12 protein-coding genes are annotated in these 15,871 nt (G+C 65.5%); 6 read left to right on the forward strand and 6 right to left on the reverse strand.

Translation table 11 applies throughout. The features are described 5' to 3' along the window. The 4 genes from VNH11_00005 to VNH11_00020 form a co-directional block, all read right to left on the reverse strand. Positions 1–3,093, reverse strand: a 3,093-nt coding sequence (locus tag VNH11_00005; protein HVA44745.1) for a hypothetical protein, incomplete at its 3' end; no start/stop codon positions are given. After that, positions 3,090–6,404, reverse strand: coding sequence for a hypothetical protein (locus VNH11_00010; protein ID HVA44746.1), 3,315 nt, complete (start codon positions 6,402–6,404; stop codon positions 3,090–3,092). The genes VNH11_00005 and VNH11_00010, both read right to left, overlap by 4 nt. Before the next feature lie 172 nt (positions 6,405–6,576). Next, the gene (locus VNH11_00015; protein HVA44747.1) at positions 6,577–7,362 is read right to left on the reverse strand and encodes an inositol monophosphatase family protein; all 786 of its coding nucleotides are present in this window, start codon (positions 7,360–7,362) and stop codon (positions 6,577–6,579) included. Between the two features lie 333 nt (positions 7,363–7,695). Beyond that, positions 7,696–8,820: a hypothetical protein gene (locus VNH11_00020; protein HVA44748.1), complete on the reverse strand. Its 1,125-nt coding sequence runs from the start codon at positions 8,818–8,820 to the stop codon at positions 7,696–7,698. A 455-nt stretch (positions 8,821–9,275) separates the two neighbouring features. On the opposite strand from VNH11_00020, the gene VNH11_00025 reads away from it, so the two are divergent. Then, positions 9,276–9,554, forward strand: a complete 279-nt coding sequence (locus VNH11_00025; GenBank protein HVA44749.1) for a DUF433 domain-containing protein — start codon at positions 9,276–9,278, stop codon at positions 9,552–9,554. Here VNH11_00025 and VNH11_00030 read toward each other — a convergent pair. Further along, positions 9,549–9,890: a DUF5615 family PIN-like protein gene (locus VNH11_00030; protein ID HVA44750.1), complete on the reverse strand. Its 342-nt coding sequence runs from the start codon at positions 9,888–9,890 to the stop codon at positions 9,549–9,551. The genes VNH11_00025 and VNH11_00030 overlap by 6 nt on opposite strands. Positions 9,891–10,245: 355 nt before the next feature. On the opposite strand from VNH11_00030, the gene VNH11_00035 reads away from it, so the two are divergent. Further along, complete coding sequence (locus tag VNH11_00035) at positions 10,246–10,593, forward strand: hypothetical protein (protein ID HVA44751.1); 348 nt, start codon at positions 10,246–10,248, stop codon at positions 10,591–10,593. A 152-nt stretch (positions 10,594–10,745) separates the two neighbouring features. On the opposite strand, the gene VNH11_00040 is transcribed toward VNH11_00035, so the two are convergent. Beyond that, a complete protein-coding gene (locus tag VNH11_00040; GenBank protein ID HVA44752.1) occupies positions 10,746–11,333 on the reverse strand; it encodes a transposase in 588 nt (195 codons plus the stop codon). Between VNH11_00040 and VNH11_00045 the strand changes: the two genes are divergently transcribed. Genes VNH11_00045 through VNH11_00060 form a run of 4 tightly spaced genes read left to right on the forward strand, consistent with a single transcriptional unit; the run spans position 11,221 to position 15,669 of the window. Continuing rightward, the gene (locus tag VNH11_00045) at positions 11,221–11,871 is read left to right on the forward strand and encodes a hypothetical protein (protein ID HVA44753.1); all 651 of its coding nucleotides are present in this window, start codon (positions 11,221–11,223) and stop codon (positions 11,869–11,871) included. The genes VNH11_00040 and VNH11_00045 overlap by 113 nt on opposite strands. Further along, positions 11,766–12,473: a YfhO family protein gene (locus tag VNH11_00050; GenBank protein HVA44754.1), complete on the forward strand. Its 708-nt coding sequence runs from the start codon at positions 11,766–11,768 to the stop codon at positions 12,471–12,473. Before VNH11_00045 ends, VNH11_00050 begins: the two co-directional genes overlap by 106 nt. Positions 12,474–12,505: 32 nt before the next feature. Continuing rightward, positions 12,506–13,585, forward strand: coding sequence for a hypothetical protein (locus tag VNH11_00055; protein ID HVA44755.1), 1,080 nt, complete (start codon positions 12,506–12,508; stop codon positions 13,583–13,585). A 59-nt stretch (positions 13,586–13,644) separates the two neighbouring features. Continuing rightward, positions 13,645–15,669 carry a sigma 54-interacting transcriptional regulator gene (locus VNH11_00060; protein HVA44756.1) on the forward strand — a complete coding sequence of 675 codons (2,025 nt, stop codon included), beginning with the start codon at positions 13,645–13,647 and terminating at the stop codon, positions 15,667–15,669. The last annotated feature ends 202 nt before the right edge of the window (positions 15,670–15,871 follow it).

The raw sequence follows: 15,871 nt of genomic DNA on the forward strand, positions 1-15,871 counted from the left end.
TAGGCCGTCTGAACCCAGCGACGGCCTAGGAAGGCCGCCCCACGGGGAGTTCTCGGACGGCCTCTCACTGGCCGCCAACGCGGATCCCAGCGCAGCAAGAAGGCCCGAAGCGCGCTCGCTCTGTGAGTCGGAGGTTGCCGACAGGGTTGCCAACTCCCGCCAGTCCGATGGCCTTGCGACGTCAAAGGGCCGTTGCCCGCGACTTCGACCGAACCGGCCCAGCATCGGCCGGCCCTCATCGGCCGGCATGTCGGACCAGATCAGCGGCTTATACTGGCCCGGCGCCGAGACGAGCCATTCTCGCGACGCCACGGGCAAGTCGATGGTTGGCCAGGGCGCTTCGCAGTTGCAGACCAGCCCCAGCGCCGCGCCCGGCAGCGAAAATTCCACGATCACGAAGGGAAACCGTCGCTCGGAGGGCAACGGCACCACGATCCGGCCACTTTCCTGTCGAGCAGCCGTCGTCGCCCCATCCACCCGCACCCGCACCAACTCGGCACCCGCCGGCAGACGCACGGCGCATTGCGGTCGTCCTTGGTTTTCCACGTCGAACACCGCCAGGTGGCGGCCGCCCCCCGACGCCAGGTAGTGCGAGTTGAGCCGTAATCGCCAGACGGTTGCCGGCCCAGGTGAAGCGGCGACCGAGCGAAACAACAGCACGGCCTCGGGCGATGTCCCGCCCAGCTCGTCGATCGGATTGTAGCGGAAAGCTGCCCGGACTGCGGAGTATCGGCCCTCGGCCGGCTGCGGCAGGGGGACCGGCTCCAGCCGGTCGGCATTGCGCACCAGGGGCGGATCCTGCACGGCACGGACTTCGATCGTGGCCTGCTGGTTGACCGCTTCGGGCACGCAGACCAGAGCGGGAGCGAGATCGTCGGCAAACTTTAGGGCGCGCGCGGCGCGGATTTCGAACGCCCGATCGACGGCCTGAGGAAGCCGCACCATCCAGACTTCGCCCGCCTGAGCCAATCCGCGGACCGCTTGTTGCGGCGGCGAAAGCCGCTCCGCGGCCAGCAGCCCGCCGGCACCGTCGAGGCTGAATTGCAACGGCTCGTCGCGCGCCTGGCTGAAAGCGACGAGAACCTGGTCGACGCGCGAGCCTTCGGGTTGGCAGCGGATGGAATACGATTCGGTGAGCCGCCCGTCGTGGATTTCAGCGACGACGCGCAATTCCGCGGCGTAGCGAGGAGTTTGCTGTTCGATGGCCACGCTCCAATCAGTCCGATCGACCTCGATTTCGAGAATCGTGTCGCCCAAGGCCGATGCCAGCAGCCCGCGCTCGGCGTCGGTCAGATTCGCACGCTCGGTGAATCGCGGCCGGTCGGTCCCGTCCAGTGAGACGCGGTGCGCCCCGGAGGTTTCCAGTGCCAGCAAACGCCTGCGCTCGACACAGTCGTGGAAGGCCAACATTTGCAGCGAATCGCTGGAAAACCGCCGATCGGCTGCCAGCGCACGGTGGCCGGTGACCATCAGCACCAACGACTGCGACGGACTGACCGGCTCGGCAAGCTGTACCACGAGCAAGGCCGGGCGTGCGGCACGATTGACCGACCAACCCGCCAGGGCGCCGGCCCGATCGGCGGTGACCGAGTCGATTTGCCAGCCGGCGCCGATCTCTGCTTGCAGCGAGAACGTTTGGCCTTCGGCAAACTCGAAGCTGCCGCGCAGCTCCGCCCGCACCGAATCGGGAGCGAAGCGGATGGTGGCTCCGCTGGTGAGCAGCACGCTTGGCCGCCGCCGCGACACCTGGACTTCGGCCGACGCTTCGGGAGAAAACAACTGTAACTCGATGCTTTCGCCCGAGGCGGCGCCGCCCAGCGGCGTGGCCTTGGTTTGCCGGCAGCCCAACGGTATCAGCTCGTCCAGACCCAAGGGCGGCGGCAGCGACAACGTCAAGTCGCCTTCCTGCCAGGCGACGTCGCGCACTTTGAATCGCGGCAATTTCAAGGCCTTGCCCACCACGAGCGGCGCCAGCGCCGTGACCGTGATCGCCTTTCCCGTGCCGAACAACGGTTCGGCGAAATCGACGACCACCGTGTGCTCGCCGCCCGAGGCAACGGCCGGATTGACCGACCAGGCCAGCTCGCTCCCGCCGTACTGCACGCTGACGACGCGCAGCCGCGGGTCGAGATCGAGCTGCAAGTGCCGCAACGGCTCGCGATGCACGTCGAGTTTCAACAGCGATGCCACATCGAGGCCGCCCAGCGAAAAGCGATACGTCGTTTTTTCGTGCAGCAGCGCCAGGCGTCGCTGGCGGCTATGCGCGTCGCTGGCGTCCAGTTTCAACTGGGCGCGCGTCCGGCCGCCCAGCTCGAACCGCCATCGTCCCTGTTTGCGATCGGCCGCGTCGCCGGCGGCAACGCCCTCCGGCAGCACCGGCACGACGGAATCAGGCAGAGCCAAGTCAAGTTCACAGACGGTGCTGGGAGGAAGCTCCAAGGAAAAGACCAACGAGCCGCTCGCGTCGCGCCGGCCACGCAACGACCAATCGAGCAGCAGCGTGTCGGGCTGGCCGACCACGATCGCCATCTTGCCCGACGGGCCGACGCCCAGCGTCGCGGCGCCGCCCTTCTCCCACTTCGCTTCTGAAACCGCCAAGCCAAACGGTTCGAGCGGCATTAGAACCGGGTGTTCTCCGGCAGGCGTAAAAGCGAGGCGGGCCTGGCCGTGCAACGAATCTTCAGCAAGCTGGGCCTGATAGACGGCGTGGACCACTCGTACCCTCGTGGCCAGCGATCCGCTCGGCGGCGCGGAATTGGCCGCTTCCAAAAGCCGCTCGAATTCCTCGCGTTCGACGGGCAAATAAGGCACGTTGCGCTTCGGCCAGTCCTGCGGACGATCGGCCGGCACAAAGTACCGTCGATACTCCAGCGGCTTGTCGGCAACCGGCTCGGCGCAAGCAGCGGGAACTCCGCACAAGCCGAGAAGGAAGGTGAAGACGATCGCCGTAGGGTGGGACCAGCGAGCTTGCGAGCGCCGGCCCACCGGGATTTTGGATTTTGGATTTTGGATTTTGGATTGGCTGAATCGAAAATCGAAAATCCAAAATCCAGAATCCCAACGCGTTGCTTCTCGCAGAAAATGCCAACTCATGGTTTGCTCTCGGCCCCCACTTCCACGGCCAGCGCGGCTGTTTGGGTCGAGGCGACCGGCGACGCGGGACGGGCATGCGTGTGCGTGGAGCCGCGGCTGACGATCGAACTGGGGCCGCTACGGAGCACGCTCGGTGCCGGGCGACGCCCAAGGGCCCGCTCCAGCGCGGCCGCCATCATCACCAGCACCATGCCCACGACCGCTGATTGCAAGGCCAGCAAGGCCAGATCGGGCCAAACGGCCGCCGCGGCAAGCACGGCCACCCCTGCCATAAACAACCATGCAGGCCGCCGCAGCCAGGGGAAATAGATCCACAACAAGCCCGCCGCCAACAGCACCCCCGACGACGCCAATACGAGCACCGGCCGCGATACCGTGGATATTTCAACCGGGCCGGGCATGGCGATGCCGCTGAAAAGATACGTGTTCACCGACGGCGGCAGCGGCAGCTCATGTTGCTCCGCGCCGCTCCAAATCTCCAGCTCGCTCGAGTCGCGCAAAGGCTGCCGCGACCAACCCAGTCCCTTCCAAAGCCAAACGAATTCGCCACTCAGGCCGGCTGGTCCTTGGATGAGATAGTCCTCTGCCGGCAGCACAAGCTGCCAATAAAAGCGGCGCACCCGTCCCTCGCCGAAACTCGGCAACTCGAACCGCAGGCGTCCCGCTCCGCCCGATCGGTCTGCCAGGTCGTAGGTCGCCACAAGCACGTGCGGTCGTTCAACCCCGTCGCCGTCGGACAGCAGCAACTCGCGCTCATTGGGAGTTGTTCCGGGCACGGCGTCCACGGCCTCTCCATCAAGATGAAAGCTTTCCGTCGAGCTGCCGGACGGCAGCGTCAGTCGGACGCGCCGGTCTTGTGTGTGGAAGCGGAAGACCGCGCGGTCGAATCGCTGGCTGCCCGTCAACCACGTCTGAACCCAGGCACGCTCGACGGACAACGATCCGGCCGCGTCCCTTTCCGTCGGACTGACGCCCAACACCAATGCCGGCTGGGGCTGTGCGGACGCAAAGACCAACGTCTGGCGGTCGCCGCCGCTCTGCGTCGAGCGGAGCGTCCATTGCTTGTCGACCGGTTCGACGTGGAGGCCCGCTTCCGCCACCAGCGTCAATTCGTTGCCGAGCAACTCTCCTTCGGCGGGCATCACCAACGGAATCTCGGCTTTGACGGTCGTGGCACTCGAGAGCAATTCGTCGAGCGCGTCGTCTTGCCACGAATAAACGACGGTCAGCTCAAAGTCGCCCAACTGTTGTTCGGGCAACAGCACGCGCATGCCCACCGGCCCGTCGCCCTCGGAATCGACCGCGGCCGACGGCTCCAGCATCAAGGGCATTCCGTCCAGCTTCACCTCCACCGCGGCCGACGAGACGAGGTGTTGCGGCACGGCCAGCAACAACGATTCCGCCGCCTCGTGCGCCGCGGTGCAAATCAGCCTTTGTTCGACCTGAGCGACGCCCTCCGCCAACGTCACCCGCGATTCGACCCGGCTGGTGAGCCGGCGCGAGGCCACTTGAAAGCCGGCCGCGAAGCGAGGATCGGCCACGTCGCTCCGATAAAACCAGGCCGCCTGTCGATGGGCCGGCAGTTTGACGTCGGCATTCGCCGGCGCGCTGGTCAGGCCGCTGGCCTCGTCGGTGTGCGGGACGACGATCACGTTGTCTTCCGGCACGACCACGAGCTCGGTCGAACCGACCGTGTCGGCCGTCGGATGCAACAGCCCGAAGGCGATCGAATCGGCCCCCGGCTCGATCGGCTTGCGGGCACGGATTCGCAGTTCGATGTCTCCCGTCGTGGCCTGCTTCAAAGGCACCAGCACGGAATTGCCGGCGCCGAACACCAGCGCGGCGCTGTTGACCAGCGTCGCGGGCTCCAGCCCGGCGGGATCAAGCTGCCATTCGCCAAGATCGATTGAGAAAGAAAAGACCTTCGCCCCGGCCACGTGATATTTGAGCGTGGCGTCGAGTTGCAGATGGTGAGGCCCGACCTCGACGACGTACCTGGGATCCACCGAGGTGCGCGTCTGACGCGGCGAGACGCGGGCGGAGAGTGAATAGGGCTGGCCGAAATAGAGGAAGCCCGCCACCACGCCGTCGGCCCGCATTTCGGCGGGCAGTTCGTCGGTCTGCACGACCCCCTGGCGGGCGACAAAGGCCACTTGCCAGTCGTCGCGCACCTGCACGGCCAGCGTGCCCGACTGGCGCACGGCGCCCGCCACGTCGAAGCCGCCCAGATCGAACGTTCCCTGGCGGCTGACGTCGTGGCCTTGCTTGGTGACCAGCTTGACGCTCACCGGCTGCGAGGTCTTTGCCTTCAGACGCACTTCGACCATCTTGCGCTGGCGTTGGTCTTCCGTTGCGTTGCCGGCCGCCGGCACTTCGACAATCGAGTAGTCGGGCTGTTCGCCGGGCAGCAGCGTCGCTCCTCTTGGCAACCGCACCTGAAAGCCGCTGAACTCGCGGCCAAAGGAGTTGATGCTCAGGGTCGCCTCGCTATCGACGCCTCGCCCGTCGATTTTGGAAACGATCTGGCCAACGACGGAAAGCACCGTCGGTGACTCGTTGCGGCGAGCGGCGACGGCCCGCCAGGTGAGAAGAAAGTCGTTGGCCAGGCCGGTGGCGCGAAACTGGGTTTTGCCGGCGGCCGGTTTGGTCTCGGCCAGCACCCCGCCCGACACCACTTGTCCGCTCGCTTCCGCCTGCGGCACCTTGAGTTCCAGCTCGGAGAACACGGCGCGCGGGGCATTGAGGCGCAGCCGAAACTGCGTGCCGTCGCTCTCGACCGCGGCCATGCCGCGCAAGCTCACTCGGTGCGGCTTCTCGGCCTTTCCGCGGAACCAGGCCACGAATTCGCGGCCGTCGGGATCGAACTCCATCAAGTGTTCACCGGCGGCGGCGAATTTCGGCGGCTCGGTGAGCACGAAGTTTCCCAGCCGCAACGGCACGCGTACCCAGCCCGGATCGCTGGCGGCGATGGTCAGCTCCATCGACAATACGGCATAGTCGCCGACCACTTCTCCGCGCACTTCCAAACGTTCGAGCCGGGCGGTGGCCCGCGGAGCGGTCGCCGATGCGTCGCGCGACTCCACATAGGCCCGGATGTCTTCCAGGCTGATGTTGATCAGCGGCAGCAGATCGCCGTTCTTGTCCCGGATATAAAGAATATCGGGTTCGACCCGCTGGACCGCTTGTTGGCTGCGAGGCGCCGCCTTTTCCGACTCCTTCTCGTTGGCCGCGGTCTGCGCGCAAAGGGGCAGCGTCAGCCCGAGCAACTGAACCAAGGCGAAAAGTGCGGTTCTCGAATGAACGGTCGGCAAGGCCGTTTTTCCTCTCTCCGGTCTTTGAAATACGCGGACCACAGCCGTGCCGCGCGGCCCCCGAAAAACAGACGTGCGGGAGGGCCATCCCCGTAATCCAGTTTACCCAGCCGCTTCGATTGCTAAAAGCAGGAAAGCCGGCAGTTCTACTTCGCGTGGCAAGAATGAAACATCATCGGTGGCGTTGGAGCAAGTTAAGTAATTCACGGTGCAGCTCGGGCGTGGCCGCGGCGATGAACTGCGGGCGCTCGATCGCCAGCGGGCCGCCATCGAAGGCCGTAATCACCCCACCGGCCTCGGCGACCAGCAGCGCTCCGGCGGCGATGTCCCAAATCTTCGTGGAGGTCGACCAATAACCATCGAATCTGCCGGCCGCGACGTAGCACAGGTTGATGGCGGAAGAGCCCATTCGTCGCGTGCCTTGCGCCCGCAGCAGCACCTCGATGAAATCGTCGATCTCGCGGTCGTCGCGGCGCACCTTGGCCGAGAAACTGACCGCGACCAGGGCCTGTGCCAAATCGGTGGCGCCGCTGGCCCGCAGACGCTGGCCGTTGAGCCAGGCGCCTTGGCCCCGTGCGGCCGAAAAGCACTCGCGGCTGACCGGATCGTAGACCGTCCCCACGACGACCTCGCCCCGCTGTTCCAGGGCGATGGAGACGGCAAAATTCGGCACGGCGTGGACATAGTTCATCGTTCCGTCGAGCGGATCGACGATCCAGCGGTAGTCGTCCGAGCGGCTGGCGATCTGCTCGTTTTCCTCGGCCAGAAACCCATGATCGGGAAAGGCGCCCAGCAACACATCGCGAATGGCTTCCTGCGACGCCAAATCGGCCTCGGTCACCAGATCGGAGGGACCTTTTTCACGGACGCCGAAACGACCGGCCCAAGAGAGCAGCACGTCTCCGCCGGCACGGGCCGCCTCGTTGCAAACCTTGCTGAAATCGGTGATTTGAGCCAAGAACCCTCCCTCCTTGTCTGTTGTTGTTTCGCGCATAAAAACCGCCCTTGACCGTGGAAGGCCGATCTCTTATTCTCCCCGCCACTTCAACGCGGTCCAGCCCTGGGCCGCGCGAAACGACGAAACAAACCGGACCACGTGGAAGGGTCTGCACCAGAGAAAGCAACCGCTTTCTTGCGGACCACGGAGCGGCAGCTTGCTGGCATGGATGCCGGCGGCGCGCTTCGCGACACTTCCAATCGCTCCCGGAAACGGATGGCGTCCTTTGCCCCCCTGGGACCTGTTCTTTCCGGGAGTTTTTTTGCGCCCGCCGCCTGGGAGGACGACGAACATCTACTCGCTGGGCGTCCTACTGAACGAGCGGCGGCAGCGGAGGACGATGCCGATGACAACGCTGGCGACGCCAAGGGCTGCCCAGTAGAGCGTGCGGTCTGCCTGGCCGTCGGCATCGAGCCCAGCGGGGCGCCGCGGCCCGCTGGCCGGGGTCTGGTTTCGGCCAGCCGGGATGGGAACATAGGTTGGCTCGCCGGGGTCGTCGGCCGCGTCGGCCACGGGCTGGGCTGGTGCCGTTTCGAGCGGGATGTCCGAGTCACCCCACAGCCGCTCGTCCCAGTTGACCGCCAGCAGCAGATCGAAACCGGGGTTCGACTGCTTGACCTGACAGGAGCAGGCGCCGCAGAGAAAGCCCGAACACTCCGCCAGCAGCGCCTCGTCGATCGACTCCGCCTTCAGCGCCGTCATTGCCCGACCGCGACCGAAGACGGGAACCACGATCGTTTCGTCATCCGCGGGGTCATCAAGCACTCCGCGCGTGACCAGATTGCGCAGCAGCGCTTCGTCGGCCGGCTTACCGTCGACTTCCAGGACGGAGAACCGAACTTCGAGCGGAAGTTTCGTCAGCAGTTCCGACCCTGGCAAACCGGCCCCAGGGGGAAGCGGAATCTCGGCTGCCAGCCCCGGCAACTGTTCCTGCAGCTTCTCGACAACCTGACGCGAGCGGGCTTCGTCGCTGCCGCGAAACACGAGCCAGACGACCGAATCTCCGTTCGCCAACCGCTCGATCAGCTCGTCGCGCGCCGGAGATGTCCAAAGCGATCCATTAACCTCCGACAGAGGCCCGGACCAGACGACCGCCGAACCTCGCCGCCCACCCGGACGCCGGAGCACGACGTGCGGCAGCGGCACTTCACCGAGAGTGCCGCCGACCGCCCGCAGGTCCTCGGCAAGTTCCTCATCGAGATTGCAGTGGATGACCTCCCAGTTCACGGCCCCTCCGTTGATCTGCGATTGGTCTTCGAGCCGCGACACCCGCGCCCGTTGGTCGGGAGTCAGCGTGCCGCGATAGAAGACGTCGACTTCGAACAGATCAGCCGGCCAGCGTTCCAGCGCGTAACGGAACACCGGCACCGAACAGGCGTCGGTCGAGTGAGCCAGCAGCAGAAGGGCCGCAATCGTCACGGCCAGCGTCAGGCATGGCGTTGGATGGTGCGCTCGGACCCCATCCGCCTTGTGCGGATGGTGAACGAGATGGTGAGCTAGAAAGATCCTACGAAAACAGGCAAAAAGGCCCCATCCAGCTTGCCTGGATGGTGAATAAGATTCGTGTTGCCCGCCGACCAGCCCTACAATCTTCTTCACCATCCAGGCGAGCTGGATGGGGTCGGAATGTCTTCGCTTTGGCGTCTCTAGCCCACCATCTTCTTCACCATCCAGGCGAGCTGGATGGGGTCGAGAGCGCAACATCCAACGCAGCCGCCGCGGGCCCGCTCTTCGTGCCTGGCAACGAGGGCCGCTCCTCATTGCAGGGGCCCGGTGTACGCAAACATGGTGTGGCTCCATACGGCGATTTGACAAGTGGGATTCGAGCAGACACAATCGATGGAGTATACTTCAACTGCTCTGAAGCGAGAAGTATGTCCAGCAATCTGAAGACGACCAGCAGTTGGGTCCAGAAAACGCCAGGCGTGTGCGGGGGCAGAGCCTGCATTCGCGACACGCGGATTACGGTCTGGGGCCTGGTGAATTCCCGCCGGCTCGGTGCGGCGGACGAGCAGATCCTGGAGAACATCGTGGGCCTCACGCCCGAAGACCTCCAGGCCGCTTGGGATTCTTACCGAGAGCATCCCGCCGAGACCGACAACGACATTCGCGTCAACGAGACAGAGTTTAGCGGCCGCCAGTTTGGATTATAGAGAAAGCCGCTCAAAGCGACTGTTCATGTCGTTCTCCTTCAAGAACGCGTCGATTTTACGAGCAACCTTCTTATCAGGCTGTGCGCCGGGGTCATTGCAGCACAGAACACCTGCGTGGCGTGCATTTTCTTGATGCAAGCGGCGGTAGTCCTTCCGATTCATCGTCAGAACGATGCGCAGCTGGCGCGCGGCCCATTCGAGCACCAGGTCGTCCGGCGTGGCATCCCCTGACTTTGAAACATTCACTTGCCTCACGGTAAGCACGTCGTGACCGAGCCGCCGCAAAGCGTTTACGACGCCGACCGGAAAGTGTTCATCAGCGAGCAAACGCGCCATGATCTAAGACTAAGGACCGTCGTTCTCGCGGATTTCGGCTTCGATTTGTTCTCGGTGCGCATCGACATAGCGCCAGACAGCCTCCAAGTCCGCGGCAGTTAACGAAGGATAAGCTCGCAAGAGGTTCTTATCCGATCTGCCGACTCGTCGACCGACTTCCAATCCCCACACCGGGATGCGAGTGCCGTAGACACGAGCGCTTCCGCCACAAATTCCCGGCGTCGCCACGATTCGCGGTTGATCTACCGCTCCTTTCTCCGCCAGAGGCTGATCTTGCAGTGGTCGGCTTTGACCCTGCTGGCCCTTGCTCTCGGTTTCTCGTAATCGGCCCATATCGCTAGGCTCCCGAACCATCATGCTCATCTTCTTCCTGGGATATTCTACGCGCCAAGGTCCGATCGCGGAAGCCCGCGGTCGCCCCCTTCAGCACGGATGCATTCTCGGCGCCCTCGTGGCTCAGCCCGTCAATCAGCACTCGCCGGCACAAGGCCCGGACGTGGCGGACTGTGCCGGACGTTGCGTCCAGCGTCCGAAGACCGGCCAAGCGGGCCTGGTAAATTCCCGCCGGCTCGGTGCGGCGGACGAGCAGATCCTGGAGAACATCGTGGGCCTCACGCCCGAAGACCTCCGGGCCGCTTGGGATTATTACCGAGAGCATCCCGCCGAGATCGACAACGACATTCGTGTCAACGAGGCAGACTGACCATTCATGGCCAGGCTCGATGCAGACAGTTAGGCCGAAATCACTTGCGTTCGTACCCGTTCACGGATTTCAACTGGTGTCCTAGTGGACGGGCGCGCAGAACGAGACAAGCGTGGCACCGAAAGCTTGATGAGACCGCAAGACAGAAGGACTCAAGAGGTGTCCGGAACCAGGCTCGGCGCCGGAGTGCCGGTCAGAAATGCGAACACCGCGTCATGAATAAATTCGAAGACCGACCGTGCTTGTTGAGCGCACGTTCCAACCGCGTTCCAGATCCGTTCGCACCAAGTCTGGCCCGTTTGTCCGCAAGTTCCCTGGGTGATGCGCCGATGAATGGCTACAAATCGGATCGCCTGTTCCGCCAAGTTGTTGGTCGGCTCGATACCCGGCGTCGTGATGAAGCGGAAAAAGCCCTCGGTATTCAGCCGGAACCGTTCCGCGATGTTGTTCGATTCGCGCGTGCCCGCCGATTCCATGAAGGCGTCCCAGCAGATGTCCGCCGCGATCCGCTCCAGCGACGCGCGGAACGTGGCCTCGGACGCAAACTCTTCGCGGCGGTGGATCGTTCGGAAAAGTTTTCGCAGGTCGTCGAGCAGACGCTGGCCGTACTCGCGGTTTTTCGGGTTCGTGCCCTGGTTCTTCTGGGCGCTGGCGCGGCTCTCGGCCTCGCCCGGCGCGGGGCATGCGGCGATCGCGGCGGCGATCGGCGGCGGCTTCGCGCTGGGGAGCCACCCGCAAATCTCGTATTACGCGCTGTTGGCCGGCGCGGCCTTCACCGCCGGTTGGCTGGCCATGGCGCGCGGCGGGCCGCGGCGGCGCGCCTGCGCGTGGCTGGCGCCGGCGGCCCTGGCGGCCGCGCTCGTCGGCGCGGCGCAGGTCGTGCCCGCGGTGGAGTTGGTGCGCGATGCGTCGTCGGGCGGGCCGCGCGGCGGAGACGTTGATGCCACGAGCTACGCGCTTGAGGCACTGGATTTGGCGCGGATGGTGGCGCCCAACGTGGCCGGAAACCCCTTTCTCAACGAGCCGCTGTTCGACGCGGGCGACTTCTTCACCTGGGATACAACAACGCGGCGAATTTCCGCCTCGAGGCGCCGCGGCCCGCGACGGTGCCCGCCGAAGTTCTACGAATCGAGCCGCCGATTCGCTTCGTCGACGCTCCTTATTATCCGCACGTGGCCGAGTCGTCTCTTCGCTACAGCCGCATGGCGGCGGTCGCGGTGGGCAACCACCGGTCGATGGTCGGAACCAACGACGGAGGGATTTTGCCGGCGGCGGTGACCCGCAATTGGTCTGCGGTCCAGCGCGGTCCGGCCCGCGCTTTGGCCATTGGGGCGTGCAGTTACGTGACGCAGTGCGGCGGACCTTGGCGGCGCTTGCCCGGCGCCCTGCCGCGCGTGCGCTTTTCCGTCGGCAGGGCCGCCGCCCTTTGCGACGTACCGATCGAGGATCTCTCGGACGAGGATCTCGGGACGATGGCGAACGACGTGGCGGAACACATGGCCGGCGCATCCACGGAGGACCGTGCGCGACGCGACGGCTGCTTTGACGCGCGCACCCGCGTCGTCTGCGACGAACCACGGCGGCTCGAAGCGCGCGTCCAGGCGCCCGCCGAGGGGACGCTGGTCGTGGCCGACACCTGGTTTCCGGGTTGGACCTGCGAGGTCGACGGCATACCGGCCGAGATGCGCCGCGCCCACGGGGTGTTTCGCGCCGTGAGCGTGGCCGCCGGGCGGCATCGCGTCGTGTTCGAGTATCGGCCACAATCGTTTTACGTCGGCGGCGGGGCCAGTCTGGCCGGGCTGGCGTTGACCGCCATGCTGGCACTTCTGGGCATCCTGGCGAGCAGAAGCGGGCAGGGGGCCTGGCGACGTGAAGAGTAAACCGCCCACGTCCGACGAACCTGGGGCGGGCCTTGCGGGCCGCCGCCCGCGTTCCGCGCAAAAGGCGTTGGGCCGGTCCGCTGCTGGCCGCTGTGGCGGTCGCGGCGGGGTATGCCCCTTGGCTCACGGTGCTCTCGGCGCAGCACGAGCAAGTGCGGCAGAGCTTCTGGATCGGGCCGCTGACGCGCGAGTCGGTTCCGAAAGCCGCGTACACGCTGTTCGTCGACCCGATGGAAACGGCGCTGGACGACGGCCAAGGATGGGTCTGGGCTGGCGCCTGCGCGGTGGTTCTGACCGCGCTCGTGTTTCGCCCCGTTGCGGCCGACGGGCTGTTGTTCCTGTCCGCCGCCGTTCCCATCGGCATGGCGGCCGCCGTCAGTGCCTGGGACACCCCCATCTTTTATCCGCGGTACTTCGTCTTCGCTCAGCTTTTTCTGCTGGCGGCGGTGGCGCGACTGGCCGGCCGCATGCCTGGCCGGCCGGAGAAGTGGATCATCGCCGCCATTTTGCTGGGCAGTTTCCTGCTGATCGACTACGACTTTCTGGGAGGTTTAAGGGCGGAGAATTCCGGCGGCTTGCGGGCCGCAGCGGAATTGATCGTCGCGCGACGCGGGCCGCGCGAGCCCGTGGTCGTCTGCTCGCCCTACTTTTACTTGCCGATGCATTACGAACTGGGCGGGGCCGGGTGCCAGTTGCTCGATTCAGGCCGCCCGCTGCCGCACTTCGACGGCGCCGCGGTGCTCACCCCGCACGACTTCATCTCGGCAGCCCAGGCCGCGCGGTGCGGTGCCCGCCGAATTTGGGTCGTGGAAGGGGGCGGGCACGCCGCGGCTTGCACCCTGCCGCGGGAGCGTTGGCACCGGCGGAGCGAGCATTCGTTTTTCGAGCCCTACGGGATTGTCGGAGCACTCACGGTCGTCGAGTACGTGACCGCAGCGGGCAAGGAAAGTCTCAGGGCACGTCTATCAAGGACGGTTCAAATCGTTCGCCGTTCAGGAGGACCGGCACGGTGGCGCGTTCCGCTCGCCTGGTTCCACCCGACGAGTCTTCCGCGCGAATCCGCTCCCGCACTTTGCCATTCCCACTTGCGACCTGGGAGGTGCCGGAGATAAGGTAGTGATATGGGCGGAGAGCCGCCTGTGTTTCTTCTCCTCGGAGGCCGGCGGCCTCGATGCTCGCATATCTCGTCATCCGCGAAGGTTCCAAGTGGACCGACGTTTTCCGCCTGATACCGGGCCAGTCGGTGACGATTGGGCGCGCCCCGACCAATCAAATCGTCATCAAAGACGAGCGTTGCAGCCGCTGCCACGCGGAATTGTTCACTTCCGAAGGCCAGTGGACGCTGCGCGACCTGGACAGCCGCAACGGCACCGCCGTCAGCGGAACGCTGATCCAGGGCGACCGCACGCTCACGCCCGGCGACGTGATCCGCATCGGCAACTGCCAGTTGGCGTTCGTCCACGATCTGACCCAGGCTTTCCCCGAAGGCGGAATCCCCGTGCGGTCGGGCGACGAGCTGACGGTCCGCGGCAGCGTTCCCGCCTCGGCCGACGAATCGAGCGTGCTCGACATCGAGGAGCCGGCCGAGATCACGCACCGCCGCGGGCAGACCAAGTTTCTGGAGCCGAGCGAAGAGGAAGACGAAAAGGGCGTTTCCAAGGTGGGCCGCGCGGCCGCCAAGCTCTGCCGGCTGGCCTTCGAGCTGGCCAAAGCGCCCGATGCCGTGTCGATGGCCAAGCTCGCCTTGGGCGGGCTTTTCGAAGGCACTCAGATGGATGCCGGCGGACTGCTGTTGCTGCGGCGGGGCAGCACCGGCGAAGCGTCCGCGGCCGATCTGGAGCTGGTGGCCTCGCGAACCGAGACCGAGCGGCCCTACCACCGCGTCTCGCCGTTTCTGGCCGCCACCGTGCTGCGCGAAAGCGAAGCCGTGCTCGCGCGCAACGTGATGGGCGACAGCACGCTCGGCAGCCGCGACAGCAAAGGCGACCTGTTCGTTACCAGCGTGATTTGCGCGCCGATCCGCCGCGGCAAGAAAGTGTTTGGCCTGATCCATCTCTATTCGACCGCCTCGGACCGGTTGCCCGATCCCGACGACCTGGAGTTCACGCTGGCGGTGGCCGACACCGTGGCGGTGGCCTTGCAGAACCTCAGCCGCCGCCAGGAGCTGGCCGAGAACCTGAACCAGATTCGCGACGAGAACCTGCAGTTGCGGGAACGGCTGGGCGTGCAGAGCGAGATCGTCGGCAAGAGCCGGGCCATGGCCCGCGTCACCGAAGAGATCGCTCGGGCCGCTCCCACCAGTGCCACCGTGCTCATTCGCGGCGAAAGCGGCGTGGGCAAAGAGCTGGTGGCGCGGGCGGTCCACTTTTCCAGTCCGCGGCGCAAGGGGGCGTTTGTCTGCCTGAACTGCGCGGCCCTTTCCGAGAGCCTGCTGGAAAGCGAGTTGTTCGGCCACGAACGCGGCGCGTTCACCGGCGCCGTGGCCCGCAAGATCGGCAAGTTCGAGGCCTCGCACCAGGGCACGCTCATGCTCGACGAAATCGGCGAGATGAGTCCCACCATCCAGGCCAAGTTTTTGCGCGTGCTGGAAGGGCATCCCTTCGAGCGCGTGGGCGGCAGCGAGCCGGTGAAGGTCGACGTGCGGGTCATCGCCGCCACCAACCGCGACCTGGAAAAAGACGTCGCCGAGGGCCGCTTCCGCCGCGACCTCTATTTCCGCCTGCACGTGCTGGAAATCTACGTGCCGCCCTTGCGAAAGCGGCCCGAAGACATTCCGGAGCTGGCCCATTATTTCTTCCACAAGTACAACCTGGAGACCGGCCGCCGACTGCGCGGCTTTACGCCCGAAGCGACGGAGCAAATGCTCCGCTACCGCTGGCCGGGCAACGTCCGCGAGTTGAAGAACGTGGTCGAACGGGCGGTCGTGCTGGCCGAGGGCGAGTTCATCGCTCAGGGAGACGTGATGCTCTCCAAGCTCCCCACCACCGGCGACACGGGCGACCTGTTGTCGACCAACCAGGAGTTCAAGCCGATCTCGCTGGCTGAAATGGAGCGCCGGCACATTCTGGCGACGCTCAAGTCGACGGGCTGGAACAAGAGTCAGACCGCCCAACTCTTGGGCATCGAACGCTCGACGCTCGACCGCAAGATCCGCCGCTACGAGCTGGCCGAGTTCTCTCCCGGCCGGGGCGCATAGGGACCAGCGAGCTTGCGAGCGCCGGGCACATGAAAGGGTTCAGGGTTCAGGAAGGCGATAGGGTGGGACCAGCGAGCTTGCGAGCGCCGGCCCACCATGTCAGGCGTGAGGCAATTGCCCTGAACCCTGAACCCTGAACCCTCTGGGCCGGCGCTCGCAAGCTCGCTGGTCCCACCCTACGCCCCCCCCGCACGACACGCGA

The sequence above is a fragment of the Pirellulales bacterium genome (assembly GCA_035533075.1).
GTDB lineage: Bacteria > Planctomycetota > Planctomycetia > Pirellulales > JAICIG01 > DASSFG01.